We start from the raw sequence: 24,759 nt of genomic DNA, 5'->3' as shown, positions 1-24,759 counted from the left end.
CGGCTGCAGCCGGCCAGCGGCCGGCTCTACCAAACCCGGAATGGTCGCAGGTGGTGAATGGCGGTAGTGCCGGCCGCTGGCCGGCAATCTCGGATCGCACACGGCTGCAGCCGGCCAGCGGCCGGCTCTACCAAACCCGAGATGGTCGCAGGTGGTGAATGGCGGTCGTGCCGGCCGCTGGCCGGCAATCCCGGGATCGCGCACGGCTGCAGCCGGCCAGCGGCCGGCTCTACCAAACCCGGGATGGTCGCAGGTGGTGAATGGCGGTAGTGCCGGCCGCWGGCCGGCAACCTCGGAATCGCACACCGGTGCAGCCGGCCAGCGGCCGGCTCTACCAAACCCGGAATGGTCGCAGGTGGTGAATGGCGGTCGTGCCGGCCGCTGGCCGGMAATTTCCCAATCGGGWTGGTCGTGCAGCCGGCCWGCGGCCGGCTCTACCAGGCCTTGGGCTCAGCGCAGTGCCAGATCCACGGCGATGCCGGCAAACAGCGCGGCACCCACCCAGTTGTTGTGCAGGAACGCCTTGAAGCACGGGCCGCGCTCGCGGTTGCGGCAGATCCAGAACTCGTACACCACCAGCACCGTGGCCACCGCCACGCCGGCCAGGTAGTACCCACCCAGCCCGCCGCGCACGCCGACCAGCGCCATGGTGGCCAGGAACAGCGCGTACAGCACGCCCTGGATGACCAGATCGAGATCGCCGAACAGGATCGCGGTGGAATGCGAGCCCATCTTCAGGTCGTCCTCGCGATCGACCATGGCGTACCAGGTGTCGTACGCGGTGGACCACAGGATGTTGCCGGCGTACAGCAGCCAGCCCAGCATCGGCACTTCGCCCTGCACGGCGGCAAACGCCATCGGGATGCCCCAGCCGAACGACATGCCCAGGTAGACCTGCGGCAGGTGGGTGTAGCGCTTCAGGTAGGGGTAGCTGGCGGCCAGGAACACGCCGATGAAGCTCAAGCCGATGGTCAGGCCGTTCAGGGTCAGCACCAGGCCGAAGGCCACCAGCATCAGCACGGCGAACAACGCCAGCGCAGCTCGGCCGCTGATTGCGCCGGTGGCCAGCGGACGCGCCTTGGTCCGCTCCACGTGCGGGTCGAGCCAGCGGTCGGCGTAGTCGTTGATGACGCAACCGGCCGAGCGGGTCAGCCACACGCCGGCGGTGAACACGAACAGCGTCCACAGCGGCGGCACGCCGCCGGCAGCCAGCCACAACGCCCACCAGGTGGGCCACAGCAGCAGCAACGTGCCGATCGGGCGATCAGCGCGCATCAGACTCCAGTAATGCCGCCAACGCGGCGTCGCCGGCGACTGCGGCGAAGTGAGGGGGGTATCAGCCATGGCGATAGGATACTCCTGCCCCTCCGGCAGGGCTTTGCCGGTGGGGGGAGATTTGTTCGGCGAAACTGGATAGAATGCCGGTCCCGCACCGCCTCATGGCGCTGCGATGCCCGCCCCGGCACTGGCCGACGGCGTGGCAGTTCTACAACGCGCCCGTAGCTCAGCCGGATAGAGTAGTGGCTTCCGAAGCCATTGGTCGGGGGTTCGAATCCCTCCGGGCGCGCCATTTTTCCCTGCTCGTACCCGTCACTCCTGGCCTCTCGCTTGCACTTCCACGTCAACGCGGCTCAGGAGCGAACGGCATCGAGCGATGTGCGCAACCTTGAAGATCGCGCACGACGATGGAAAGCTCCTGCCCTTTCTGCACCGCACCGGGCAGGAAGGCGCCCTTGCCGTCGTACAGGAAGGTTTCAATCTCACCACGTGCAACCACCAGGTCCGCAGCCGGCGGCTTGAGCTCTTCCAGAACAACACTGAAGGGACGCCAGGCCAGACCGTGTTCGTCGCGGATATCGGCCGATACCGCGTGTGCATGCGCCTGCCGATCCACGCTGGCCAGTGGCAGTCGTAGTGCCTGCGATCCCTCCGTACTGATCTGGAACCTGCCAAGGACCACGGCATCCACAGTTTCACTGCCGATGTAGGTGATCGTGGCCTCGGGGCACTGCACGGCATCGGCTGGGTGCGATGCACACGCGGCCAGGCTTGCGGTCAGGAGGGCAATGATCGGCCGGATCATGGGCTGGCACCTGGCACGTCGCTACCCTGCCCAGCGTTTGCAGCAGCGCGCGTAGTGGAAGCACCCGGCCTGCGCGCGTAGCTGTAATCCGGATCGCGGCAGGCTCGCATGATCGGACTTCGTGCGTGCCTGATTACGCCAGGGAACCAGCACAACGCCAGCACCACGGCCCAGATCACAGCCAACCAGAACCATCGGCCCAAGGCATAGGCCCAGATCATGGGCAATGCAGCCAGCAGCACGATGATCTGCGTATACAGCAGGTAGAGCGTGTGCAGGCCCAAGCGGGGATCCGAGCGCAGCATCACGCCACATCCCCTGCATGCCGTCTTCGCCTGCCGTCTCGATGCGGAAAGCAGCGGGAATCGCTGCCCGGCAGCGCCGCAAAGTGGACAGGTGAAGGCCAGCAGGCGCATCAGGCAAGCTCCTCTCTGTCGATTGACATCAACTGCCGGGCACGAAGCCGAGCCTAGCATGGGTCTGTTAGGGGGCGTCGCAAACAGCAACGCCGAGCATGGCCCGGCGTTGTGTTCAAGACAGTCGAGCATGGCTCGACTCTACAAGAGCGAATCAATACTTGCCGTCAAACGCGAAGATCGGCTTGCGCTGCTTCCACGCACCTGCAGTGAAGTCCGGGAACTCCAGCGTCTGGAAGCTGTTGGCGATCGACTGCTCGCTGAGCGGCGTGATCGCACTCCATGTAACCGCGTCGTAGATGTCGATCGGCATCGGTGCCTTGGCCTTGAGCGCTTCGACAAAGGCATGAATGACGAACCAGTCCATGCCACCGTGGCCGGCGCTGGCGGCGGTGTCGGCATTCTGCTTCCACAGCGGGTGCTCGTACGCGTCCTGGTACTTCTTGAACTCTTCCCACTGGTGCGGCGGGCTGCGGCCTTCGATGTGGATCGAATGGTTCACGTCCATCCACAAACCCTTGGTTCCCTGCACGCGGAAGCCCATCGAATACGGGCGCGGCAGCGAGGTATCGTGCTGCAGCAGGATGGTCTCGCCGTTCTCGCAGGCCAGCGTGGTGGTGACGATGTCGCCCAGCTTGAACTTCACCTTGGTGCTGGGGTGGGTGGTGCCGCCACTCTTGGCCACGGTGTATTCATGCAGGCCGCGCGCCTTGGTCGCGAAGGCGTTGATGTGGGTGAAGCGGTTGCCACGGTTGATGCCGGTGTACATCGCGCACGGGCCAATGCCGTGGCTGGGGTACAGCTCGCCGTTGCGCTCCACCGAATGCTCGGTGCGCCAGCGTGCTTCGCTCCAGCCCTTGGGGCCGAATTCCACGCCGCTGTCGTAGGGCTGGTTCGGGTCGCCGGAATTGAACTTCACGCCGCGCAGGTCGTGCTGGTAGCCAGCCTGCAGGTGCACCAGTTCGCCGAACAGGCCCTGGCGCACCATCTGCAGCGCGGCCATCACATCTCGGCGGTAGCAGACGTTCTCCAGCAGCATGTACGGGGTGCCGGTGCTCAGCTGGGTCTTCAACACGTCCCAGTGGTCCTGCAGGGTGATGCCGGCCACCACTTCACAGCCCACGGCCACGCCGGCCTGCATGGCGGCAATCGCCATCGGCGCGTGGTATTCCCACGGCGTGGCGATGATCACGCCATCGATGCCCTTCTGTTCCAGCAGGCGCTTCCAGGCATTGCTGTCACGGTCCTGGCCGTAGGTCTTCGGGGCAGGCTTGCCCGCCTTGGCCACCATGTCCACGGCGCGGCCAAGCATGATCGGCTCGATGTCGCACAGCGCGACCACCTCGACATCGTCGCGCCGCACCAGCTCCTTCAGCAGCACCAGGCCGCGCATGCCGGTACCGATCATGGCCAGGCGCACCTTGCGCCCGCGCGCCCATGCCGGGGTCTGCGGCAGCAGGCTGCTGGCGGCGACTGCGGCACTGGCCGCGATGAATTCCCTACGCTTCATGGCAAACATCTCTCCTCTTGGCMGCGTGCCGGCCGCWGCCGGCACGCCAGGTCACGCAAACGGAATTACTTGAAACGGTAGCCAATGGTCACACTGTAACCACGGCCGAAGATGGTTGCGTAGTCACTGGAGTCACCCAGGAAGCTGTTCGGGTCGTAGAACGGCAGGCGATTGAACAGGTTCTTGACGGTGAAGCTCAGGTTCCAGGCATCATCCGGGCGCCAGGTGACGCTCATGTTGGCGGTCCACCACGACGGCGCACCATCGCACTTGCTCTTCTGCAGGGCCAGGTAGCCGCCGGTGCAGGTTTCCTTGTTGTTGCTCACCTCATCAACCTGGTCGGTGGCCCACTTGGTGCCGCCCACGTAGTTGACGAACATGCTGGTGGTGACCTGCTTGTAGGTCCAGTCCGCATTGAGCGTGGCACGCAGGCGCGGGTTGTTGTAGTAGCCCACCACGTCGCCGTAGTACCAGCCGTTCTCGGCGTCCATATAGAAGCGGTTGCGGTTGGCGATGGTGGCGGCCAGGCCGATGTTCAGGTTGCCCCAGTCGCCCAGCGAGAAGCGGCTGCGCGCATCGATGTCGAAGCCGTCGATCAGGGTCTTGCCGCGGTTCTTGTACTGGCCCACCACGCTGGCCACGTTGCCGGCCGAGTAGCCCGGCAGGTTCGCCGGGCAGCTCACGCCGCTGGCCGGATCGGCACACATCGCCGCCAGCTGGGCCAGGTTGGCACGGTCGCTGTCGGTGATCGGCGAGCGCGACATCGAGATGATGTCTTCCATGCGGCGATAGTCCGGCGCGACGATTTCATTGTCGCGGTAGATGAACCAGTAGTCGGCCGACACCGACAGCCAGGTTGCCGGCTCGTAGACGAAGCCGAGGGTGGCGATCTTCGCCTTTTCCGGCTTCAGGTCCTTGTTCGGCTGGGTCATGCGCGCCACGGTGCGGCTGCAGTCGACGTTCAGCAGGGTCTTGCCCAGGTCGACATCACCCGGCCGCTGCGACTTCAGCAGCAGGTTGGCGATGGCATTGGTCTCGTTGCAGCGCAGCTCGTCACGGAAGCCACCGAGCTGTGCGAACACACCGCCGTTGCCGGACTCGGCCAGGCTCGGTGCACGGAAACCGGTCGAGTAGGTACCGCGCAGCATCAGCTGGTCGAACGCCTGGTACTTGAAGCCGATCTTCGGCGCGACGTTGGCGCTGAAGTTCGGGTACTTGTCCACGCGCACTGCTGCATCCAGCTCCAGCTTGTCGGTGATCGGGGCCACGGTCTCGGCGAACAGCGCGTAGGTGTTGCGCTTGCCGTCGAACCACGAGCCGCCCTGCTGGGAGATCAGGCCGTTGGCCGCATCGGCGTTGCCCGGGGTGTAGAAGGTTTCGCGGCTGGCGTTGAAGCCGAACGCGGCACGCATCTCACCGGCCGGCAGCTGGAACAGCGGGCCTTCGATCTTGCCGTCCAGGGTGTGCAGGCGGGTCCACGACTGGATGTCGAAGGTCGGGAATGCTTCACGGATCAGTGCGGCGTTGGCTTCGCTGATCTCGCCGAACTTGTACGCCGGGTGGTCGGAGATGATCACGCGGCCGGTGCCCGGATCGATCGAGTACGGGCCGAACGCCTTCTCGAAGCCCTTGATGTTGACGTTGATCGTCTGGTACGTGGTGGAATGCGTACCCGCGCTGGCGAACGCGGTCTCCCAGTTCCAGTCCCCCCGGTTGCCACGCGCACCGGCCAGCACGCGGTAGCTCTTGTCGGTGTTGCGCTGGCCGAAGTAGTTCGGGCCAGCATCCTGCAGCAGGTAGTTCAGGCCGACCACACCACCCATCATCGCCTTCATCTGCGGGCTGGCGTGGTTGTACTCGTTGTTCGGGCCCAGGAACGGGTACAGGAACTGGTTGACGGTGTTGCCGGTGTTGCGCGAGAACCAGCTGGTCGGGTTGCCGGTGGTGGTGCCGTAGGTACGCGGCGTACCGCCGTTGGCGCGCAGGTCGATGTCGGTGTAGGTGGCCTCGGCGAAGATCTCGGTGCTGTCGCCCACCAGGAAGGTGCCGTTGAGGTAGGCGGTGTTGCGCTCGGACTTGGCGCCGGCATCGATCTCGTTGTTCATCCAGGTTTCCCAGACGCAACGCGGGCCGGCCGCTTCACTGGTCAGCACGTTCCTGCAGCCCGGCGCAGCTTCCTGCACACGGCGGCCGGTGACCGGATCGAAGGCGAAGTAGCTGCCCGGGTTGAACTCGCCCGGCTTGCTGCCCACGCCCAGGCGCAGGTTGTTGAGGTAGTTCGGGTTGTTGACGTAGTACTGGTCGGGGCGCTTGTCGTAGAAATCGCTCAGCGGGATCGCGTCGCGGCGGTACATGTTCACCGCTCCGTAGATGTTGAAGCGGTTCTCGGCCAGGTCACCGAAGCCGGCGGTGATGCTGGCCTGGCGCTCGCCGTAGGAGTCGATGCGCGAGGAGGTGTCGTTGGTGAAGCTGACCTCGGCACCCTGGAAGTTGCGCTTGGTGATCACGTTGATCACGCCGGCCACCGCGTCGGTGCCGTACACCGCCGAGGCGCCGTCGGTCAGCACTTCCATGCGTTCGATGGCTGCGGCCGGGATCGCATCGATGTTGACGAACTGGGTCTGGAAGCCGGCCGGTGCACCGTAGTACGACAGGCGGCGACCGTTCAGCAGCACCAGCGTGCCCTGCGCGCCCAGCCCACGCAGGTTGGCCTGCGAGGCACCATCAGAACCGGTGAACAGCGAGCGCGCGTCCTGCTGCGCCGGGCGTGCGGCCGGCAGGTTGTCCAGCACCTGCAGCAGCGTGCGTGCACCCATGTTCTGGATGTCCTGCTTGCTGATCACCTGCACCGGGGACGCGGTTTCCACGTCGGTGCGGCGGATGTTGGAACCGGTGACCTCGATGCGGGCCAGGTCGGTGGCCTTGTCCTTGCTCTCCTGGGCGAAGGCAGGAACGGCGACCGACAGCAGCACGCCGGCGATGGCCAGCGACAGCGGAGCGATCGAACGACAGGGGGGGCGGTGGTGGCGTGCGGGCAACATCGGGGTTCTCTCCTGGCAGGGGTGCAGCGCAACAAGTGAGCGCATGGGCGTTCGGCGGGCAAAACGCTCCCGGGCCACGGCCATGAGGGCCGTAGTCGGAATGGGCGGGGGGAGGAGCGGTGTTACGAGGGGGTCATGGGGCGACGATGCTGGCGGAGTCGCCCTCCTGGCCGATCAGCACGGCGTTGGCCCAGTTGGCACAGACCTGGGCGGGTTGGCTGCCCTGCGCACCCAGCGTGCGCAGGCTCAGGGTGGAAAGGCCACGGATGTCCAGCTCCGGCTTGACCACGCCGGGTGCCTTCACCAGGCCGCTGTCGTACAGCAGGCGGTTGTCGCCCCAGACCTGGAACTGCAGGCCACCGGCAGTGCGGCAGGCATCGTCGATGCCGAGGTCGGCACGCAGCAGGTGCCAGCCGCCCTGCAGGCGCAGGTCGATGCGGCTGTTGGCGCCCACGCCCAGGCCACGGCGGAACTGCAGGCCGTTCATGCGCATGCCGGCATCGCCACGGAACGACTGGTCGGCACGCACCTGGCTGGCCAGCGCGGCCGGCACCGGCAGCTCGGAGAGATAGCGCTGCCGGGCCGGTCGCTCCGGTTCCTGGTGTTCGAGGATGTGGAAGGTGGACAGGGCGATCGGGCCGACGTCGCGCGGCTGCAGCGCATTGAAGGCGCGGGCGCTGCCCTGTGCCGCCGTGACCATCGGGTCGGTGCTGCTGGCGCCATCGCCCTCGGGGTTCTGCACGCTCAGCACGCGGAAGCGCAGCAGGCGACCGGCGTGGGCCGGGAAGTCGATGCGCTGCAGGCCCTCCTTCAGCTGCAGGCGGCCACGGGCGATCGGCTCGCCCCACTCGCCATTGCTGTCACCCAGGTACACCTCGTAGTCGCGCACCTGGCCGTGCTTCCAGTTCTTGTCGTTGCGCGGCGCGATGTCGATGCCATCGATCATCTTCCGCTCGCCGAAGCCCACCACCCATTCGTGGGCACCGGTGCGCACGGCCTGGTTGCGCACGCTGCGGAACCAGGTGTTGGGATCGTCGTCGAAGGCGTTTTCCAGCGCATGGCCAGGCTCTTCGGCCGGGCGGTTGACCACCAGCAGGCTGTCGGCGGGCAGTTCGCGGCCCAGCACCGGCGCGGCCGGATAGGCGTCGTCGGCGACCGCCGCAGCCGCCGCGAAGTCCAGCTGCAGCTGCAGCGGCTGGCGGATGTCCTGGCTGGCGGTGCGCACATGCAGGGTGCCGCGGCGTTCGGCGGCATCGAAGTACCAGCCTTCGCTGGCGTTGTTGAACGCAGCGGCGTCGGCCAACGCGGGCAGCGCGCGGCCACCGGCCTGCACCGCGCGTGGCGCCTGGCGGCTGAGCACGCGCAGGCCATAGCGACGCTGCGGCAGCTGGCCGTTGTACTGGCCCTGCACCGCATCGATCTGCACCTGCACCGGGCCACTGCCCTGCGCCGGCGCCTGCACGCGGATCAGCTGCGTGCTCGACTCGCCCTGCTGGTAGCGGCGGGTGTTGCCGTCGTCTTCGTACAGCGTGTACTGCGAATCGCCCTGCGGGTAGAGGTCGAAGGTCACCTCATCGAGGGGCTTTTCGCCATCGAACAGCATCGACGGGTACATCGGCAGGATCGCACCGGCACGCACGAACACCGGCAGCGTGGCCAGGTCCACCTGGCGGTCGAGCTGGCGGCCGTCGGCGGCGGCCTGCACGCGGCGGCCATCCCAGTAGTCGATCCAGCCACCAGCCGGCAGATGGATGTCGCGACGCCAGCCACGGCTGGCCGCCTGGCTGCGGTACACCGGCGCCACCAGCAGGTCGCGGCCGAGCAGGAACTGGTACTTGTAGGTTTCATCCTGCGCATGCGGATCGCGCGGGTTGTCCCACATCAGGCCGCGCACCGGCGGTGCGCCGGTCTGGGCGGCCTCGTGCACCAGCCCGTACATGTACGGGGTCAGGCGCATCTTCAGCTTCAGGTAGTCGCGGTTGATGCTGCGGTAGGGTTCGTCGTACCACCACGGGTGCTTGCGCGCATTCGACGACCAGCCGCTCATGCCCATCAGCACCGGGGTGAAGGCCTTCCACTGCAGGTCGCGGGTAAAGGTCTCGGCGCTGCCGCCGAAGATCGCATCGACGTCGCCGCTGGCATAGGCCATGCCGGACAGGCCCGAACCGACCAGGGTCGGCACGTGCCAGCGGATGTAGTCCCAGCTGCTGCTCTGGTCACCGGTCCAGGCCACGGCATAGCGCTGGATGCCGGCCCAGCCCATCACCGTCCACAGGAACGGGCGCGAATCGGAATTGTCGAGGATGCCGTTGAATGCCTGGCGGTTGGCGTCCATCGCGAACTGGTAGCCCTTGCCGGTCCAGGCCACGTCCAGCTTCTGCACGCGGCTGCCGGCCTTGCCCACTTCCCAGGCGATCTTGTCGACGCCGTTCTCGGTCCACAGGCCGGTGCGGAAACCATACGTGGCCAGGCCCTTCACCGTTTCCGGCAGCTGCTTGTAACCGCAGCCATAGCCATCGTTGGGCAGGATCCAGCCACCAGGCATGTCGTGGGCGCGGTACTGCTTGGCCACGCTGTCGATCACATCCGGCGTGGTGCCGGTCGGGCCGTCACTCCAGCCCTCGGGCACGGTGCCGGGCTTCTTGCTGTTGTCGCCGTCGTTGTAGCAATCGGCATCGCCGTAGGACAGCGCCCAGCGCGCGACCATGTTCGGGCGGCCGGTCAGCTGGGTATAGCGCTCGATCAGCTTCGGCAGGTCGGCGCCGACGAAGTAGTAGGCGTCGAAGCGGTCTTCGCGATGCAGCAGCGTGGCCTGGTCGCTCTGGCGCAGGTCGTAGCTGCCATCGCTCCATGTGTTGCGCAGCATGCCCCAGCCACGGCTGCTCAGCAGCATCGGCGCCGGGCTCGGCCGATCACCTTCTTCCCAGCCGCCGGAGTAGGACACGTCCAGCTCGCGGCCCTTGAACTGGTAGCGGCCGTTCTGCTGGCCGCCACCGAAGTAGCCTTCATCGGCCTGCGAGGACAGCACCTGCACGCTCTGCGTGGCATCCAGGTCCAGCGGCTGCATTTCCTGCCACAGCGCGGTGGGCTGGCCGTTGTCCAAGCGTTCCAGGCGCATGCGCAGCGGCTGCCGCTGCACATGCAGCACCAGTGCATCGGTGCGCACGCGGATTTCCTGCGCGTCTTCTTCCAGCTGCGCCTGCACATTCGCCTTGGGCTGCGGCAGCACGATCGGTGCGGCCTTGTCGCCGGCACCGGTCAGCGTGCCGTTGCGGCCGGCCTGCACGCGGATGATGTCGGTGGCCGGCAGCTCGATGCGGATGCGCGCGCCCTTGTCGGTCTGCAGGTCCCAGCCCTGCACGCCGTCGCGGCTGTCGCTGGCGGCCACCGAACGCAGATTGCCGACCGGCTCGGCGCGGGCCGGCATGGACGCCAGCATCAATGCCGGCAACAGGGCCAGCATCAGCGGCGAGCGACGAACGCAGTTTTCCACGCGGACTCCCAACCCGTTCACCGGGCGTTTCGAAAGCGGTTGGGCCGACTCTAGGGCAGCGATTCGAAAGATGTCAACAAATTGAAAGGAAAAAGGAAGATATATTCCATTGAAACGAAAGTTGTTGCGCCGCAATACTTTGTGTAAGCGCTTGCAACCGCCTGTTAAGCATTGTGCGATACGGCATCCGGCCGCTTCTTTCGTTTTCCCGCATGCGTCGGAGCGTGCGAAGCACACATCACCTTTTCTTTCTTTTTGCTTTCGCTATTTGACATTTCGAAAGAAAACGCAGATGGTGCGCTGGCCCAACTGGAACCTCCGAATGGACGTCACCCTGCTTTCCGATGTGTCCGCCTGGCAGCGCCTGGGCGGAGCCGATACCGCTACCGAAATCGCCCAGCAGCCTGCGCTGTGGGAAGCCCTCGCACAGGACCTGTCGCGTGCCCGCGACCGCCTTCAGGCCTTCCTCGGCGACAGCCTCAACGATCCCAACCAGCGCGTGCTGTTCACCGGCGCCGGCAGCTCCGGCTTCATCGCCGAGATGGTGGCCGACGCAATCAACGCGCAGTGGCCGGCCGACGTGCGCGTGGTGCACACCACCAGCCTGCTGACCCACCCGGCGCTGTACCTGCAGCGCGACCGCCCCACCCTGCTGGTGTCGTTCGGCCGCAGTGGTTCCAGCCCGGAAAGCGTGGCCGCGGTGGACCGCGTGCGCAGCGACGTGGACGATGCCCGCTTCCTCGACATCACCTGCAACGCCGATGGCGAACTGGCCCGTCGTGGCGCCGGCCGCGCAGATACCTGCACCCTGCTGATGCCTTCGGCCAGCTGCGACCGCGCGTTCGCCATGACCAGCAGCCTGACCTGCATGCTGCTGGCGGCGCTGACCGTGTTCGACCGCTCGCCGTGGGATGCGCGCGTGGCACGGCTGAAGCAGATTGCCGGTCTCGCCCGCGAAGGCCAGGCACAGTGGGACGCACCGGTGGCCGCACTGGCGCAGCGCCCGTTCAACCGGGTGATCTACCTTGGCAGCGGCCCGCTGGAAGCGCTCGCACGCGAAGCCGCGCTGAAGGTGCTGGAGCTGACCGCCGGCCGCGTGCTGGCGTTGGCCAATACGCCGTTGGGCTTCCGTCATGGGCCGAAGTCGACGCTGGACGGCAACACCCTGGTGGTGGTGCTGCGCAGCGTGCAGCCGCTGGCGCGCCGCTACGAACAGGACCTGCTGGAAGAACTGCGCCGCGACGGCGTGGCCGGCCAGGTGCTGGCGATCGGCCCGCACTCGGATATCGGCACCGATGACGAGTACACCCTTGTGGTGCCGCCGCTTCACACTGCATTCGACGACCCGTGGCTGGCGCCGGTGTGGCTGGGCTTCGCGCAGCTGTTCGCGCTGCAGCGCTCGGCCGCGCTCGGCCTGACCCCGGACAACCCGTTCCCGGACGGCACCGTCAACCGCGTCGTCAAGGGCGTCACCATCCACCATGGCTGAGCTGATCGCCCACGCCTGCTACGGCATCGACATCGGCGGCACCAAGATCGAGCTGGTGGCGTGCGATGCGGCGATGCAGGTCACCTGGCGACGCCGGGTGGCCACCCCGCAGGGCGACTACGACGGTTTCCTGCAGGCGGTGGTGACCCTGGTCGCCGAGGCGGATGCCGCGCTGGGTCGCAGCGATGCGGCGATCGGCATCGCTCTGCCCGGCGTGCGCGACCGCCGCAGCGGCCGCCAGCTCAGCGCGAACGTGCCTGCGTTGACCGGGCACAGCGTGGCCGCCGACCTGCAGGCGCGCCTGCAGCGACCTCTGCATTTCGGCAACGACCTGCAATGTTTTGCCCTGTCTGAAGCGCACGGCGGCGCGGCTGACGGCTACCCCAGCATGTTCGGCGCCATCCTCGGCACTGGTGCCGGCGGCGGCTTCTGCCTGCAGGGTCGCCTGCTGTCCGGCTTCAATGGCGTGGCCGGGGAATGGGGCCACTGGAGCGTGCCCGGCCACCTGCTGCAGCGCCATGGCCTGCCACTGATCGACTGCGCCTGCGGCCTGCAGGGCTGCGTGGAGCGCTACGTGTCCGGCAGTGGCGTGGCGATGATCGAACGCCATCTCGGTGGCAGCGCCGCCGACGCCAGCGCGGTGATCGCACTGGCCGAAGCCGGTGATGCCCGCGCACGCAGGGCGCTGGACATCCACCGCGACCTGCTCGGCCACAGCCTGGCCGCGCTGGTGCTGGCGCTGGACCCGCACGTGATCGTACTTGGCGGTGGTCTTTCGCAGTACGCGCCGCTGTACCAGCAGCTGCCCGCCGCCATCGCCGCCCATCTGTTCAACGGCGTGCAGGTACCGCCCATCGTGCCGCCACGCTTCGGCGATGCCGGTGGCGCACGTGGTGCCGCCCTGCTCGCCTGCCAACCCTCGTTTTCCTGATCGACCGGAGCCTGACCATGTCCCCGTTGCAGAGCCTGCTTGCCTCCCACCGCGCCGGTGCCAATGTCGGCCTGTACAGCGTCTGCTGCAGCAACGAACAGGTCCTACGCGCGGCCATGCACGTGGCGCAGGCGCATGGCACCGTGCTGCTGATCGAGGCCACGTCCAACCAGGTCGACCAGTTCGGTGGCTACACCGGCATGACCCCGCCGCAGTACCGCGACTACGTCGGCGCGCTGGCCGATGAGGAAGGCTTTCCGCGCGAACAGCTGATCCTGGGCGGCGACCACCTCGGCCCGAATGCCTGGCAGAAGCGCCCGGCCGCCGAGGCAATGACCCACGCGCGCGTGCTGATCGAAGCCTACGTCGCCGCCGGTTTCCACAAGATCCACCTGGACTGCAGCATGTCCTGCGCCGATGACCCGGTGCCGCTGCCGGACGCCATCGTCGCTGCGCGCTCGGCCGAGCTGGCCGAGATCGCTGAACGCACCGCCGCCGAACACGGCCTGCCGCCGCCGGTCTACGTGATCGGTACCGAAGTGCCGATTCCCGGTGGTGAAGCCTCGCTGGCCGAAGGCCTGCAGGTGACCACGCCGGCCGCCGCCGCGCAGACCCTGGCCATCCACCAGCAGGCGTTCGACACGCCGCAGCTGCGCGATGCGTGGCAACGGGTGATCGCGATGGTGGTGCAGCCGGGTGTGGACTTCGACCACAGCAGCGTGCACGAATACGACCCGGCCGCCGCCAGTGCGCTGGCCGATTTCCTCGAACAGCAGCCGCGCATCGTGTTCGAAGCGCATTCCACCGATTACCAGCGCGAAAGCGGCCTGCATGCCCTGGTGCGCGATCACTTCGCCATCCTCAAGGTGGGCCCGGCGGCGACGTTCGCCTATCGCGAAGCACTGTTCGCCCTGGCCGCGATCGAGGCCGAACTGCTGCCGGCGGCGCAGTGCTCGCGCCTGCCGCAGGTGCTGGACGAGGTGATGGTGGCGCAGCCGAAGTACTGGCAGTCCTACTACCAGGGCGATGAGGCGGCGCTGCGCCTGCTGCGCAGCTATTCCTTCAGCGACCGCTGCCGCTACTACTGGGGCGAGCCCGCACTGGTGCAGGCGGTGCAGACCCTGTTCGCCAACCTGGAACGGCACGCGCCGCCGCTGGTACTGCTCAGCCAGTACCTGCCCGAGCAGTACCGCGCCGTGCGCGAGGGCACCCTGGCCAATACGCCTGCCGCACTGGCACAGCATCGCGTCGGCCTGTGCCTGGGCGAGTACGCCCGTGCGTGCAGCGCCAACCAGGCCGGAACCCGCACTCACCACGCAGGTTCGGCTGCCGCCGTTGCTGCGAACGGCTAATCTCTACCTTTCCCCGCGACACCGAGAATGGCCATGCGCAACACCCGCTCCCGCCGGCAACAGATCCTGCAGCTGCTGATCGAGCACGGCTCGGTGCAGGTGGCCGATCTGGTCGAGCGCTTCGGCGTGTCGGCGGTGACCATCCGTGCCGACCTGACCCACTTCGAATCGCAGGGCCTGGCCAACCGTACCCACGGTGGCGCCACGCTGGTGCGCACGCCGCCGCAGGAACAGGACATCCACGAAAAGGACGCACTGAACCTGCCGCTGAAGGAATCGATCGGCGCGTGTGCCGCGCGCCTGGTGCGGCCCGGTGACAACATCATCATCGACTCCGGCTCGACCACGATGACCCTGGCCCGCCACCTGCGCAGTCAGCGCGACGTGACGGTGATGACCAACGGGCTGAACATCGCCTGGGAACTGGCCAACGCGCCCGGCATCAACGTGCTGCTGACCGGTGGGCTGCTGCGCCAGCAGTCGTTGTCGCTGCAGGGCAGCCAGGCCGAAGCCAGCCTCAACTCCTACAGCTTCGACACCCTGTTCCTGGGCGTGGACGGCCTGGACCTGCAGTTCGGCCTGACCACCCACGATGAAGCCGAAGCCCGCCTCAACCATCGCATGGTCGAACGTGCACGCCGCATCGTGGTGCTCACCGACGCCTCCAAGTTCGGCCGCGTCAGCCTGCACCGCATCGCGTTGCTGGATCAGATCCACACCATCATCACCGACGCCGGCATCGACGATGCAACCCGCGAAGGACTGCAGCGGCTGGGCATCGAAGTGATCATCGCCGAGCCCGCTATATGACCGACACCCGCTCCCTGCATGGCCGCATCCTCACCCCGCTGGGTTGGCGGCGTGGCCAGGTCCACTTCGATTCACACGTGCGCCAGCTGCAGGTGGACGACCACAGCGGTGCCGACGATCTGCAGCTGCCGGTGATCCTGCCCGGCTTCATCGACCTGCATGTGCATGGCGCCGCCGGCGTGGACCTGATGCAGGGCGGCGACGTGGCGCGCACCATCGCCCGCACCCATCTGCGCTTCGGCACCACCACGCTGCTGGCGACCACCATGACCGCCGGGCTGGACGAGATCGAGCACGCGCTGCAGGGCGTGGCCGCCACCATGGCCGCACCCGACGCCGAGGCCGCCTGTATTGCCGGCGTGCATCTGGAGGGGCCGTTCATCAGCCCGCAGCGGCTGGGTGCGCAGCCCAACCGCACCATCGAGGCGACGCTGGCGCTGGTACAGCAGCTGCACGCGCTGGCGCCGATCCGGGTGATGACGCTGGCGCCGGAAATCGGTGAGCACACCGCGCTGATTCCCGCGCTTTCGGCAATGGGCATCCGCGTGCAGCTTGGCCACAGCGCCGGCACCTACGAGGAAGGCGTGGCCGCACTGCAGGCCGGTGCTTCCGGTTTCACCCACCTGTTCAACGGCATGACCGGCGTCGATCACTATCGCCCGGGCATCGCCGCAGCGGCGTTGGCGCATGCGCAGTACGCCGAGATCATTCCCGACCTGCAGCACATCCACCCCGGCGTGATCCGGCTGGCCGCGCGCGCGATCCCGCGCCTGTATGCGGTGACCGACGCCACCGCCGCTACTGGCATGCCCGATGGCGAGTACGCACTGGGCGAGCAGCGCGTGCACAAGTGCGGCGGCTGCGTGCGCCTGGCCACCGGTTCACTGGCCGGCAGTGCACTGACCATGGACCAGGCGCTACGCAACCTGGTGCAGGTGGGCCTGGAGCTGGCCGATGCCTCGCGACGTGTTTCCACCTTCCCGGCCGACTACCTGGGCCTGGGCGATCGCGGCCGCATCGCGCCCGACGCCCGCGCCGACCTGGTGGTGCTGGACGCCGGATTGCGCCTGCAGCAGGTGGTGATCGGCGGGCGCGTGGTTGATCTGAACTGACACTCGCGATGCGGCCCGGACGCCGCGCAGGCTCCCTGTAGAGCCGAGCCATGCTCGGCTCAGCGTGCGAAGCGCGGGATGGGGAACCTCGATATCGGAACGGAAAGCAGCCGAGCATGGCTCGGCTCTACAGAAAGCACTCTGCGACGAACCGCCGCCGGGCGTGGCCCGGCGCTACCACAGGAACTGCCGATGACTGCAAGCACCGCTCCGCGCTGGCCCGTACGCTACCTGCTCTTCATCGGCGGCCTCGGCGGCCTGTTGTATGGCATCGACATCGGCATCATCGCCGGTGCCCTGCCCTATCTTGAGGCCACCGCCAGCCACGCCTGGCAGCTCAGCAGCCAGCAGCTCGGTTTTGTCGTGGCTGCGGTGCTGCTGGGCAGCGTGCTGTCCTCGCTGTTCGCCGGCATGGTTGCCGACCTGATCGGCCGCCGCGGTGCGATGCTGCTGGCCGGCCTGTTGTTCACCGCCTCGATTCCGATCATGGCACTGGCCTCCGGCTACACGCCGCTGCTGCTGGGCCGCCTGCTGCAGGGCGTCAGCGGCGGTCTGATCGGCGTGGTGGTGCCGCTGTACCTGGCAGAAGTACTCAGCCCCGAGCGCCGCGGGCGCGGTGCAGCGATGTTCCAGCTGCTGCTGACCATCGGCCTGGTACTGGCCGCGCTGATCGGCCTGTACCACGCACATGCGGTGGATGCTGCCGCCGAAGCCGTGCGTTCGCTGCCCCTGGCACAGCAGGCGCAGGAACTGTTCACGGTGAAGGACCATGCCTGGCGCACCATCTTCTGGAGCTGCCTGGCCCCGGGCCTGCTGTTCTGTGCGGGCATCTTCTGGCTGTCCGAATCACCGCGCTGGCTGGTGCGCCGTGGCCGCATCGATGATGCGCGCCGCAGCCTGCAGCGTGTGCTGCCCGCTTCGGAGGTGGAGCCGACGCTCGCACTGATCCAGGCGCCGGAATCCAGCAGCAACAGCGGCAAGCGCGACCCGCTGCTCAGCCGCCGCTATGTGGTGCCGTTCCTGCTCGCCTGCGTAGTGTTGGCCTGTACCCAGGCCACCGGCATCAACTCGGTGCTGGCCTACGCGGTGAACATCCTCAACCAGGCCGGCCTGTCCGGCTCGGTCGCCAATGGCGCCGACGTGGCGATCAAGCTGCTCAATGCGGTGATGACCGTGGTCGCGCTGCTGCTGGTCGACCGCAAGGGCCGCAAATTCCTGCTGATGCTCGGCAGCGGCGGCATCTGCGTGGCCCTGCTGGCCGCCGCCACGCTGTTCTTCCAGGCCGAACGCGGTCGCACCGACGTGCAGCCGCAGTTGCAGGCGGCGGTCAGCGGCGATGGTCTGCAGCTGGTGCTGGACGACGCCCAATGGCAGCGCCTCGGCGCTGGCATCGACAGCGAAGGCCGGCCGATGCAGCTGACCGTGTCCTACGCCTACGGCGACTTCACCAATGTGCGTGCCCTGCGCAGCGACAACCTGATTGATCGCGAGCTGCGCATCGAGCGCGCCGGCACCGTGCAACCGGACAGCGTGATCGGCGCGTTCTTCCGCAAGCTGCATCTGAACCCGTTCGCTGACCCGGCCAGTGCCGCGCAGGCGCCGCTGCGCATCGAACAGGCCCGCATCGGCCCGGTGCCGCCACCGGCACACGGCTGGGCGGTGGCTGCCTGCATCCTGGTGTTCGTCGCGTTCTTCGCAGTCGGCCCCGGCGTCTGCGTGTGGCTGGCGCTGTCGGAGCTGATGCCGAACCGCATCCGCTCCAACGGCATGAGCATCGCGCTGCTGATCAACCAGTTCGTGTCGACCACCATCGCCGCGATCTTCCTGCCCACGGTGGGCCACTACGGCTACGCCAGCATGTTTGTGTTCTGGGCGGCGTGCACCTTCGTGTTCTTCCTGGTAGCCGCGTTCTGGCTACCGGAGACCAAGGGCAAGTCACTGGAGGAGATCGAGGCACGGTTCGCGGGAAAGCGGGGCTGACAGCGCCTGCACCTGGCGTCGGCCATACCCCATGACATGCCAACGGGGTATGGCCCGCCGTGACGGTATGGCACGCCGATGGGTGTGGCACGCAGACCGGGTAGAGTCGACTATTAGTCGACTGCTCTTCGCTCCAACACCAGGAACGCCGCGCTACGCGCGTGAGTCGACTAACAGTCGACTCTACCGCCTCCCATCATTTCCCGGTGATGTGCCTGGCCAACGCCTGCGCCTCAGGTCGCTGAGGCTGTGGCACGCCGATGGGTACGGTACGCAGACCGGGTAGAGTCGACTGTTAGTCGACTGCTCTTCGCTCCAACACCAGGAACGCCGCGCTACGCGCGTGAGTCGACTAACAGTCGACTCTACCGCCTCCCATCATTTCCCGGTGATGTGCCTGGCCAACGCCTGMGCCTCAGGTCGCTGAGGCTGTGGCACGCCGATGGGTACGGTACGCAGACCGGGTAGAGTCGACTGTTAGTCGACTGCTCTTCGCTCCAACACCAGGAACGCCGCGCTACGCGCGTGAGTCGACTAACAGTCGACTCTACCGCCTCCTATCATTTCCCGGTGATGTGCCTGGCAATCTCCTGTGCCTCGGCAATGCTCGGCAGCCCGCTCAGCATCATCGATTCACCGAACGGGCCTTTCACCGTCGCCACCATCAGCACGCGGCCATCCACGCTGATCGCCGCCCGCTGGCCCACCAGCGCCGCCGTGCCATCATGGATGCGCTGGCGTGCCTCTGGCCGATACCGGATCTGCAGACCCGGCTGCTGGCCCTCGTCCAGCACGTAGCGCACATCGGCGATATCGGCGCTGCCGGCAATCGGCGGCTCGCGCAGGGCCAGGGTTTCGCCTTGCCATTGCGCCGGCTTGCCTTTGCCGGAGGCGTCCACCGCGCTCAGGCGCACATCCACGCCAGGGCGCGGCACGTGATCCTTCCCTGCCAAGCCACCGGGCGTGGCGCCCGGCATGCAGCCGGCCAGGGTCAAGGCCACGCCCAGCAACAGCGGAAGCGCAGTCCTCACTTCAGCTTCCGCAGCTTGAACGCCACCAGCACCTGCAGCAGCCCGTACAGCAGGCTGCCGATACCGATCCACAGCGTGGTCACCGCCACGCCGGCATACGGGTTGGCCGCAAACAGCAAGCCCAGCACCACGGCCAGCACGCCGCTGAGGATCAGCAGCCATTCGCCCTGGATCTGCTTGCGCACGCGGATGGCGAACACGATGCGATAGATGCCGGCCACCAGCAGCCACGCCGCCAGGAACAGCACCAGCACGCTGGCCGTCGCCAGCGGATTGATCACCGCCAGGATGCCGAAGCCCAGCGAGGCGAGGACGTACAGCGCCAGCCAGCCGCGGGACGCGCCGCTGCCGCCATTGATCAATGCGAACAGGCTGATGACGCCCTCGATGATGGCCATCACGCCCAGCGTCCAGGCCAATGCCATGGCCGCCGACAAGGGCCAGCCGATGGCGATGATGCCGAAGCCGAGAGCGACCAGGCCATACAGCAGGAGGATCCACCAGCTACGGCCGACCGCCGACAACAGGGGAGACAAGGGGGAATTCATGGCCACTCCTTCGATCCGGAATCGGCTTCATCGTAGCCTTTCGGGATGAAGAGGGAGATGACGGTGACCTTTGACGGGATTGTCGTGGGCCGGCGCTGCCATGGACGACATTGCTCGGATCTCATCAATGGACAACAGCGGTCGCTCTTCTTCGCGTCGCCCTACGCCCCCTTGCGCCAGCGAGACTGACCCGGGGGCCGATGCCACTGCCGTTGATCCTGCCGCGGGGTTTGCTGGAGATTTCGACTCTTGAACGAAAGACCCATCAGACGCCAAGCATCCAGCCAAGTTGGCTACAAGCGCTCACGCCGGAGCAATTCAAACACCCCGCAACGCCCAATGGCCTCCTCAAGGTCGGATGACCTTCGTGTCGAATTCACATACAGCAGGACGGGGTACTGCGGGAATGCAACCTCCGCGGGCTCCCCATCAAACGGGTCAACGTTGATCTTCAGAACCATATTCTCTGAATCACGCCCCACATATCGGTAGTACACCCCTCCCTGGTAGGCGCTGTCCCTCTCTTCAAAAATCACGCCAAGCGCAGACTCCGCCGTGCACCTCGCCGAATAGAGGTCCAAGCCTCCAGCGCCATACAGATCGTACGTATCCTTCATTCTTGAAGTATCCCATTGGGCCGACTTGAAGTATCCCATTGGGCCGAGAGACTGCGATTCCCACGAAGTCACGGGGCATGAAGTCCAGATCACATCGCGCAGCGCCACCGCGCCGGCAGCGGCGTTCGGATGCAGACCCTGCTGTCGTTCTTCTTCGTGCCGCCCAGCAGGTTCAACGCCGCGCTGGCGTGGCTGCTCGGCGGACTGAAAACGCCACCACTGCTGGTCTTGGCGCGGGATTCGTTCTTGATGTCGACAACGGACAGGCTTCCGGTATCCAGGCGATTCCTCGAAGCATCAGCAGTGCCACCGATCACGCAGGCTTGCAGAAGCGTGTTGCCGCCCACGGCGCACATCCTTAAATAAATTCTCGGCGCGCGTAAACAAAGCCACTAAGCGGGGGCAAGTCCCTCTGGAAGCCTGAAACATGCAAGCATTCAACGTCGATCCTTGAAATAACACCCGCCGAATTTGCCGCATCAACATTTGTCGCCACGACCTCCATACTTTCTCGATCGAAATCAGTTGGATCACGATCAAGGTAGTAACGAATCAACAACTCCCCCTTCTCGTTGTACCCGATGGCTATAGCTCTAATCTCCCGATATATCTCTCCAAGGAGCGCCACTCTGAAACACACAACCAGCCAATCCGGAAGCCTACTTAAGAACATGCCGCCTACTCCCTCGCATCCAGAACAATATGAGCACCATTTTTACCATATTGTATCTGCCCCCTTGTTACGGTCTTTCCCGTTTTGCCATCAACGCCTATCGGCCGACCAAACTCCACAATTGGATTACCTCGTGAACCATTTCCAACGACGGGATACTTTCCACTATGAACCCCAGTTAGCAGCTCGCCAATCGTTGAGTAGCCAAGGAAAGCATTGGCGCCCTTGATAAGCTGCTGCTCTGCCGCATATCCACGTCCGCGTTTCTCCGAGGCCTCCAGTTGAGCCTTGTTCGGATCGCTATCCGGTACGCCGGCGGAACAATGAACCAGGGCACACATTGCGTCGTTCAAGCGCTGCTGCTCATCAGCAGTCTTGCCCTGCTTCAACGCATCCAGCTTCTTTGCTTCGTCAAGGTGCAGCTGCCGATTGAATCGATCTCCTGTAAGCGCAATGTTGGCGCCRGTGCTTCCACTCAGAGCCCCACCTACCATCGCGCTGCCGACTTCCATCAGCGACTGGTAGGCCTCCCCGCTCAGGCTGCCCTTGTTGTTCTCCAAGTAATCCGAGATCGCGATCTTGGCCTTCTCCGCACCGGCAGCACTCACCGCGCCCTTGAGTGCATCGGCGCCACCCAATGCGGCCATCGCCGCACCGGCCATGCCGTGCAGCAGCGCGCGTCCGTTGCCGCAGATACTGGCAACCACCTTCAAACTTGGCCGCCTGCCTCGCCTGCTTTGCACAGGCTGTTCAGATCGAAGAGGTCATCTTCCTGGCCGCCAGATCTATTTCTATTGAAAGATCCAACTCTGATTAAAGACCTCGAAGGGCCCTACGATACTCATCAATGTCGATGGTCACTAAGATTTACGGGTCAGAATCGCACATTCTTTACACTTAGAATTCGTCAACACTAGATCCTTTGAAAGCGGGTCGACACGGAAGTCCTCTGCCCGCTGGAGCGCACCCCAATTCGCGGAGCAAATGCCAAATACCAAATTATCTCAACTACCCACCTAATCCCTCACGCCCCATAATATCCTTTAGCTCAACCGCCATCTTTGCAGCCTCATCAATTGGAACCCCTATCCTCAATTCATATTCCTTCCTGTTCAATGTTGCAAATGACTCTCGAATGCATGATAGAACCAGATCGAGCTCTCGGGAGTTTAGATGCAAAATTAGGTCCGCATCGTTAATTCTATCTAATTTCATTGAGTTCTCAGTATGGAACTGATTGAGTTGGGAGAGTGGAAATATAGTCTTTCCAGTTTTTAGGCTGGAACGCGGTTCCTTCCCCGCCGTTTGGATTTCTAAAGACAACAGTGCCTGTACTCTCTTGAATATACACCGTCCGACCATCTTTGTAATAACGTATCGACGATGGATTACTCATAACATTTTCAATATGACTTGCAAATTGCTCACGAGTCCGAATACCCAGCCCCTAGAATTCCCCCTGTACAAGCACGTGCTTTTCGAAGGCATGCCCACCCGCAATCTCCTGAGCGGCCAACTGGGTACGAAGCTTGGCGGCGTTCACCGCGCCCTTCAGCGCATCCGCACCACCCAGCGCGGCCATCGCCGCACCGGCCATGCCGTGCAGCAGCGCGCGTCCGTTGCCGCCGTCGGCCCAGAACGCCTTGCCCTCCTCGGTCTCCGCCTTCTGGCTCAGGTAGCACAGAAGCCTCCTTGCGTTTTCAGCACCTCCGCTCGAGCGCAAAATTCACAAGTAGGACAGAAACCCAGCAAGCACGCTATATAAATAGCACATCAAGTCTATCAACTACCCACGATACCCTCCGCCCATCGAGAAAGGCGAAATCCTCTAGAAAGGCCTCGTCGAAGAACATGAACTCACCACTGGTGATCCTCCCATCTTTGAGATCCCCAACAATTTCGTACGAATACCCAACCCCCCGTCGAGTTATCGATGAGCCAATGCCAGGAAGATCATTTACAACATACTCGGAAAAAACCATTGGAGATAGTTCAACTTGGTACGTCTCGCCCACTTCAATGCGGAATGGAAGGTAGCTCGCGAAACAGACGAGCCGCTCGCCTGAAATCTCTATAGATACCTCCTCCTCCACCACAGGACTCAGACCCTCAACAACTGCCGAATAGATCATTGCACTGGCCTCATCGCCTTATCCAGAGAGTCACCATTAATCGTCCTCCATATATTCTTTCCACTTTCAACATGGATAGTAGTGATGGAACCATCAGCGTTAGTTCCTACAAATCCAAACTTAGCTTTCCCGCGTGACGTGTTTCCCATAAATTGAACATACCCGGTCCGAATTTCCCCCTTATAGACATACTGGACCTTTTGCCCATACGTCATGATGTCCTTACCAACTTCAAGGTACTCCGAAGCCGACCTAGCACCAAACTCAGCGCCATGCTTTTCAAAGTGGCCCATCAGTTTTACCTCATCGGCAAAATTTGCTGTACCTGTGCCCAAGTTGGGCTTCGGAACACCGCTCTTAGGTAGTTGGGTGGCAGATCTTCCCAAACCAGCCAAGGCTCCACCACTGGCCGCCTCCCTCGCAACGTTTTCAACAATCAACTCGGCAGTCTTCGCAGCTGCACCCGCGCCAACCACCAAGCTGGCACCACCCGTTGCCTCGCTTGCGACTGCATCAACCACGCCGGTCAGGATTGCGTCGCAGGACGCTGGCTTGCTCAGGCAGCTACGCGCCGCAGCCAACGCAACCGGCGACAGTCCCGCGGCCGTGATGACAGCCGTCCCTCCAATAAGCACTTTGCCGTGGGTCTTGCGATCAATCTGATCCTGGATGGCAGCGGCCATCGCCTGCTCTTGCGAGGGCACATCCAGACCGTTCTTGCGATAGAAGTCCGCCCTCAGACTCCATGAGCCGACGTACTGCGTTGCATCCGCCTTCTCACCCGGCGTTGCATAGAACAGTGGGCTGTAGCCGCTACCCGGCCTGTTCGGATCAGGTTCAAGAAGCCTGCCCGCGCTGACTTGCCTCAGATAGTCGCTCGCGGCTTGATCCCATTGCCCCTCTACGCCGAACTGCACCTGCCGATAGGCCTGCTCCGACAAGGACTTCTCGGCTGCGTCGATCTGCTCGCGGCTTGGGTTGCGGCAACCGCACAGGCGCTGAGCAAACCCAGACGCGGAGCCCTGGATCAAATCGATCTCACTGATGTGCAGCTGCCGATTGAACCGATCCCCGGTCACCGCAATGTTGGCGCCCGTGCTTCCACCCAGAGCCCCACCCACCATCGCGCTGCCCACTTCCATCAGCGACTGGTAGTCCTCCCAGCTCAGGTTGCCCTTGTTGCTCTCGAGGAATTCCGAGATCGCGATCTTGGCCTTCTCCGCACCGGCAGCACTCACCGCGCCCTTCAGCGCATCGGCCCCGCCCAGCGCGGCCATCGCCGCACCGGCCATGCCGTGCAGCAGCGCGCGTCCGTTGCCGCCGTCGGCCCAGAACGCCTTGCCCTCCTCGGTCTCCGCCTTCTGGCTCAGGTAGCTGCCCAGGTCACCCGCGCCCTTGAACAGCAGCTGCCCGCCCAGCTGCATCACTTCGGCGCGCTCCTGCATCTTGCGAAGGTCAACGGCTGACAGCGCGCTGTCGGTATCAAAGCCGGTTGCGGTGCGATCGAGCCCGGCCAGTGCACTTTCATTGCCATCGCGCAC

At 65.0% G+C, this 24,759-nt stretch carries 20 protein-coding genes, 1 tRNA gene and 1 pseudogene; 7 read left to right on the top strand and 15 right to left on the bottom strand.

The window, feature by feature from the left end; all coding sequences use genetic code 11:
* Positions 1–450: 450 nt before the first annotated feature.
* Entirely contained in the window at positions 451–1,344 is an 894-nt protein-coding gene (ubiA, locus tag D7T59_RS07540) for a 4-hydroxybenzoate octaprenyltransferase (RefSeq protein ID WP_180852541.1), read from the bottom strand.
* A 149-nt stretch (positions 1,345–1,493) separates the two neighbouring features.
* Between ubiA and D7T59_RS07535 the strand changes: the two genes are divergently transcribed.
* Positions 1,494–1,570: transfer RNA gene (locus D7T59_RS07535), tRNA-Arg, on the top strand.
* Between the two features lie 51 nt (positions 1,571–1,621).
* Here D7T59_RS07535 and D7T59_RS07530 read toward each other — a convergent pair.
* The 5 genes from D7T59_RS07530 to D7T59_RS07510 form a co-directional block, all read right to left on the bottom strand.
* Positions 1,622–2,083 (bottom strand): adhesin, encoded by a 462-nt coding sequence (locus D7T59_RS07530; protein ID WP_180852540.1) that lies wholly within the window; start codon positions 2,081–2,083, stop codon positions 1,622–1,624.
* Entirely contained in the window at positions 2,080–2,499 is a 420-nt protein-coding gene (locus D7T59_RS07525) for a hypothetical protein (RefSeq protein ID WP_180852539.1), read from the bottom strand. The genes D7T59_RS07530 and D7T59_RS07525 overlap by 4 nt, the downstream gene beginning before the upstream one ends.
* 154 nt (positions 2,500–2,653) lie before the next feature.
* Positions 2,654–4,009 (bottom strand): Gfo/Idh/MocA family protein, encoded by a 1,356-nt coding sequence (locus D7T59_RS07520; RefSeq protein ID WP_180852538.1) that lies wholly within the window; start codon positions 4,007–4,009, stop codon positions 2,654–2,656.
* Between the two features lie 65 nt (positions 4,010–4,074).
* Positions 4,075–7,050: a TonB-dependent receptor gene (locus tag D7T59_RS07515; protein WP_180852537.1), complete on the bottom strand. Its 2,976-nt coding sequence runs from the start codon at positions 7,048–7,050 to the stop codon at positions 4,075–4,077.
* 133 nt (positions 7,051–7,183) lie between these two features.
* Positions 7,184–10,543, bottom strand: a complete 3,360-nt coding sequence (locus tag D7T59_RS07510) for a TIM-barrel domain-containing protein (RefSeq protein WP_180852536.1) — start codon at positions 10,541–10,543, stop codon at positions 7,184–7,186.
* A gap of 322 nt (positions 10,544–10,865) precedes the next feature.
* Here D7T59_RS07510 and D7T59_RS07505 point away from each other — a divergent pair, with 322 nt between their 5' ends.
* The 6 genes from D7T59_RS07505 to D7T59_RS07480 all read left to right on the top strand — a co-directional run bounded on the left by D7T59_RS07505 (position 10,866) and on the right by D7T59_RS07480 (position 18,217).
* Positions 10,866–12,032: an SIS domain-containing protein gene (locus D7T59_RS07505; protein WP_180852535.1), complete on the top strand. Its 1,167-nt coding sequence runs from the start codon at positions 10,866–10,868 to the stop codon at positions 12,030–12,032.
* A complete protein-coding gene (locus D7T59_RS07500; RefSeq protein WP_180852534.1) occupies positions 12,025–12,963 on the top strand; it encodes an ROK family protein in 939 nt (312 codons plus the stop codon). The genes D7T59_RS07505 and D7T59_RS07500 overlap by 8 nt, the downstream gene beginning before the upstream one ends.
* 17 nt (positions 12,964–12,980) lie before the next feature.
* Positions 12,981–14,315, top strand: coding sequence for a D-tagatose-bisphosphate aldolase, class II, non-catalytic subunit (locus tag D7T59_RS07495; RefSeq protein WP_180852533.1), 1,335 nt, complete (start codon positions 12,981–12,983; stop codon positions 14,313–14,315).
* Positions 14,316–14,348: 33 nt separating this feature from the next.
* On the top strand, positions 14,349–15,125 hold the full coding sequence (locus D7T59_RS07490) for a DeoR family transcriptional regulator (protein WP_180852532.1): 777 nt from the start codon (positions 14,349–14,351) through the stop codon (positions 15,123–15,125).
* Positions 15,122–16,237: an N-acetylglucosamine-6-phosphate deacetylase gene (locus tag D7T59_RS07485; protein WP_180852531.1), complete on the top strand. Its 1,116-nt coding sequence runs from the start codon at positions 15,122–15,124 to the stop codon at positions 16,235–16,237. The genes D7T59_RS07490 and D7T59_RS07485 overlap by 4 nt, the downstream gene beginning before the upstream one ends.
* 192 nt (positions 16,238–16,429) lie before the next feature.
* Positions 16,430–18,217 carry an MFS transporter gene (locus tag D7T59_RS07480; RefSeq protein WP_180852530.1) on the top strand — a complete coding sequence of 596 codons (1,788 nt, stop codon included), beginning with the start codon at positions 16,430–16,432 and terminating at the stop codon, positions 18,215–18,217.
* Positions 18,218–18,777: 560 nt separating this feature from the next.
* On the opposite strand, the gene D7T59_RS07475 is transcribed toward D7T59_RS07480, so the two are convergent.
* The 9 genes and pseudogenes from D7T59_RS07475 to D7T59_RS21285 all read right to left on the bottom strand — a co-directional run.
* Positions 18,778–19,248: a SecDF P1 head subdomain-containing protein gene (locus tag D7T59_RS07475; protein ID WP_180852529.1), complete on the bottom strand. Its 471-nt coding sequence runs from the start codon at positions 19,246–19,248 to the stop codon at positions 18,778–18,780.
* Positions 19,245–19,796 carry an HdeD family acid-resistance protein gene (locus D7T59_RS07470; protein WP_180852528.1) on the bottom strand — a complete coding sequence of 184 codons (552 nt, stop codon included), beginning with the start codon at positions 19,794–19,796 and terminating at the stop codon, positions 19,245–19,247. Before D7T59_RS07470 ends, D7T59_RS07475 begins: the two co-directional genes overlap by 4 nt.
* Positions 19,797–20,089: 293 nt before the next feature.
* Positions 20,090–20,413 carry a hypothetical protein gene (locus tag D7T59_RS07465; RefSeq protein ID WP_180852527.1) on the bottom strand — a complete coding sequence of 108 codons (324 nt, stop codon included), beginning with the start codon at positions 20,411–20,413 and terminating at the stop codon, positions 20,090–20,092.
* 89 nt (positions 20,414–20,502) lie between these two features.
* Positions 20,503–20,760, bottom strand: a complete 258-nt coding sequence (locus tag D7T59_RS07460) for a hypothetical protein (RefSeq protein WP_180852526.1) — start codon at positions 20,758–20,760, stop codon at positions 20,503–20,505.
* An 11-nt stretch (positions 20,761–20,771) separates the two neighbouring features.
* Positions 20,772–21,086 carry a MafI2 family immunity protein gene (locus D7T59_RS21520; RefSeq protein ID WP_475283664.1) on the bottom strand — a complete coding sequence of 105 codons (315 nt, stop codon included), beginning with the start codon at positions 21,084–21,086 and terminating at the stop codon, positions 20,772–20,774.
* 5 nt (positions 21,087–21,091) lie between these two features.
* The gene (locus tag D7T59_RS21395; RefSeq protein ID WP_343203080.1) at positions 21,092–21,793 is read right to left on the bottom strand and encodes a polymorphic toxin type 50 domain-containing protein; all 702 of its coding nucleotides are present in this window, start codon (positions 21,791–21,793) and stop codon (positions 21,092–21,094) included.
* A 740-nt stretch (positions 21,794–22,533) separates the two neighbouring features.
* Positions 22,534–22,809 (bottom strand): hypothetical protein, encoded by a 276-nt coding sequence (locus D7T59_RS07450; protein WP_180852525.1) that lies wholly within the window; start codon positions 22,807–22,809, stop codon positions 22,534–22,536.
* A gap of 34 nt (positions 22,810–22,843) precedes the next feature.
* Positions 22,844–23,218, bottom strand: a complete 375-nt coding sequence (locus D7T59_RS07445; RefSeq protein WP_180852524.1) for a hypothetical protein — start codon at positions 23,216–23,218, stop codon at positions 22,844–22,846.
* Positions 23,215–24,759: pseudogene (locus tag D7T59_RS21285) on the bottom strand (hypothetical protein); the annotation flags it as partial. The gene D7T59_RS07445 and the pseudogene D7T59_RS21285, both read right to left, overlap by 4 nt.

This window comes from Stenotrophomonas maltophilia, assembly GCF_013464915.1.
In the GTDB taxonomy this organism is placed as follows: domain Bacteria; phylum Pseudomonadota; class Gammaproteobacteria; order Xanthomonadales; family Xanthomonadaceae; genus Stenotrophomonas; species Stenotrophomonas maltophilia_AT.
The sequence above is the reverse complement of the archived record's forward strand: the minus strand, read 5'-3'. Positions and strand labels throughout refer to the sequence as shown.

Coding starts and splice junctions, on each gene's coding strand:
- D7T59_RS07525 (WP_180852539.1), bottom strand. CDS start 2,499: ATGCGCCTGCTGGCCTTCACCTGTCCACTTTGCGGCGCTGCCGGGCAG.
- D7T59_RS07530 (WP_180852540.1), bottom strand. CDS start 2,083: ATGATCCGGCCGATCATTGCCCTCCTGACCGCAAGCCTGGCCGCGTGT.
- D7T59_RS07495 (WP_180852533.1), top strand. CDS start 12,981: ATGTCCCCGTTGCAGAGCCTGCTTGCCTCCCACCGCGCCGGTGCCAAT.
- D7T59_RS07470 (WP_180852528.1), bottom strand. CDS start 19,796: ATGAATTCCCCCTTGTCTCCCCTGTTGTCGGCGGTCGGCCGTAGCTGG.
- D7T59_RS07445 (WP_180852524.1), bottom strand. CDS start 23,218: ATGATCTATTCGGCAGTTGTTGAGGGTCTGAGTCCTGTGGTGGAGGAG.
- D7T59_RS07465 (WP_180852527.1), bottom strand. CDS start 20,413: ATGAAGGATACGTACGATCTGTATGGCGCTGGAGGCTTGGACCTCTAT.
- ubiA (WP_180852541.1), bottom strand. CDS start 1,344: ATGGCTGATACCCCCCTCACTTCGCCGCAGTCGCCGGCGACGCCGCGT.
- D7T59_RS07500 (WP_180852534.1), top strand. CDS start 12,025: ATGGCTGAGCTGATCGCCCACGCCTGCTACGGCATCGACATCGGCGGC.
- D7T59_RS07515 (WP_180852537.1), bottom strand. CDS start 7,050: ATGTTGCCCGCACGCCACCACCGCCCCCCCTGTCGTTCGATCGCTCCG.
- D7T59_RS21520 (WP_475283664.1), bottom strand. CDS start 21,086: ATGTTCTTAAGTAGGCTTCCGGATTGGCTGGTTGTGTGTTTCAGAGTG.
- D7T59_RS07485 (WP_180852531.1), top strand. CDS start 15,122: ATGACCGACACCCGCTCCCTGCATGGCCGCATCCTCACCCCGCTGGGT.
- D7T59_RS07480 (WP_180852530.1), top strand. CDS start 16,430: ATGACTGCAAGCACCGCTCCGCGCTGGCCCGTACGCTACCTGCTCTTC.
- D7T59_RS07490 (WP_180852532.1), top strand. CDS start 14,349: ATGCGCAACACCCGCTCCCGCCGGCAACAGATCCTGCAGCTGCTGATC.
- D7T59_RS07520 (WP_180852538.1), bottom strand. CDS start 4,009: ATGAAGCGTAGGGAATTCATCGCGGCCAGTGCCGCAGTCGCCGCCAGC.
- D7T59_RS07505 (WP_180852535.1), top strand. CDS start 10,866: ATGGACGTCACCCTGCTTTCCGATGTGTCCGCCTGGCAGCGCCTGGGC.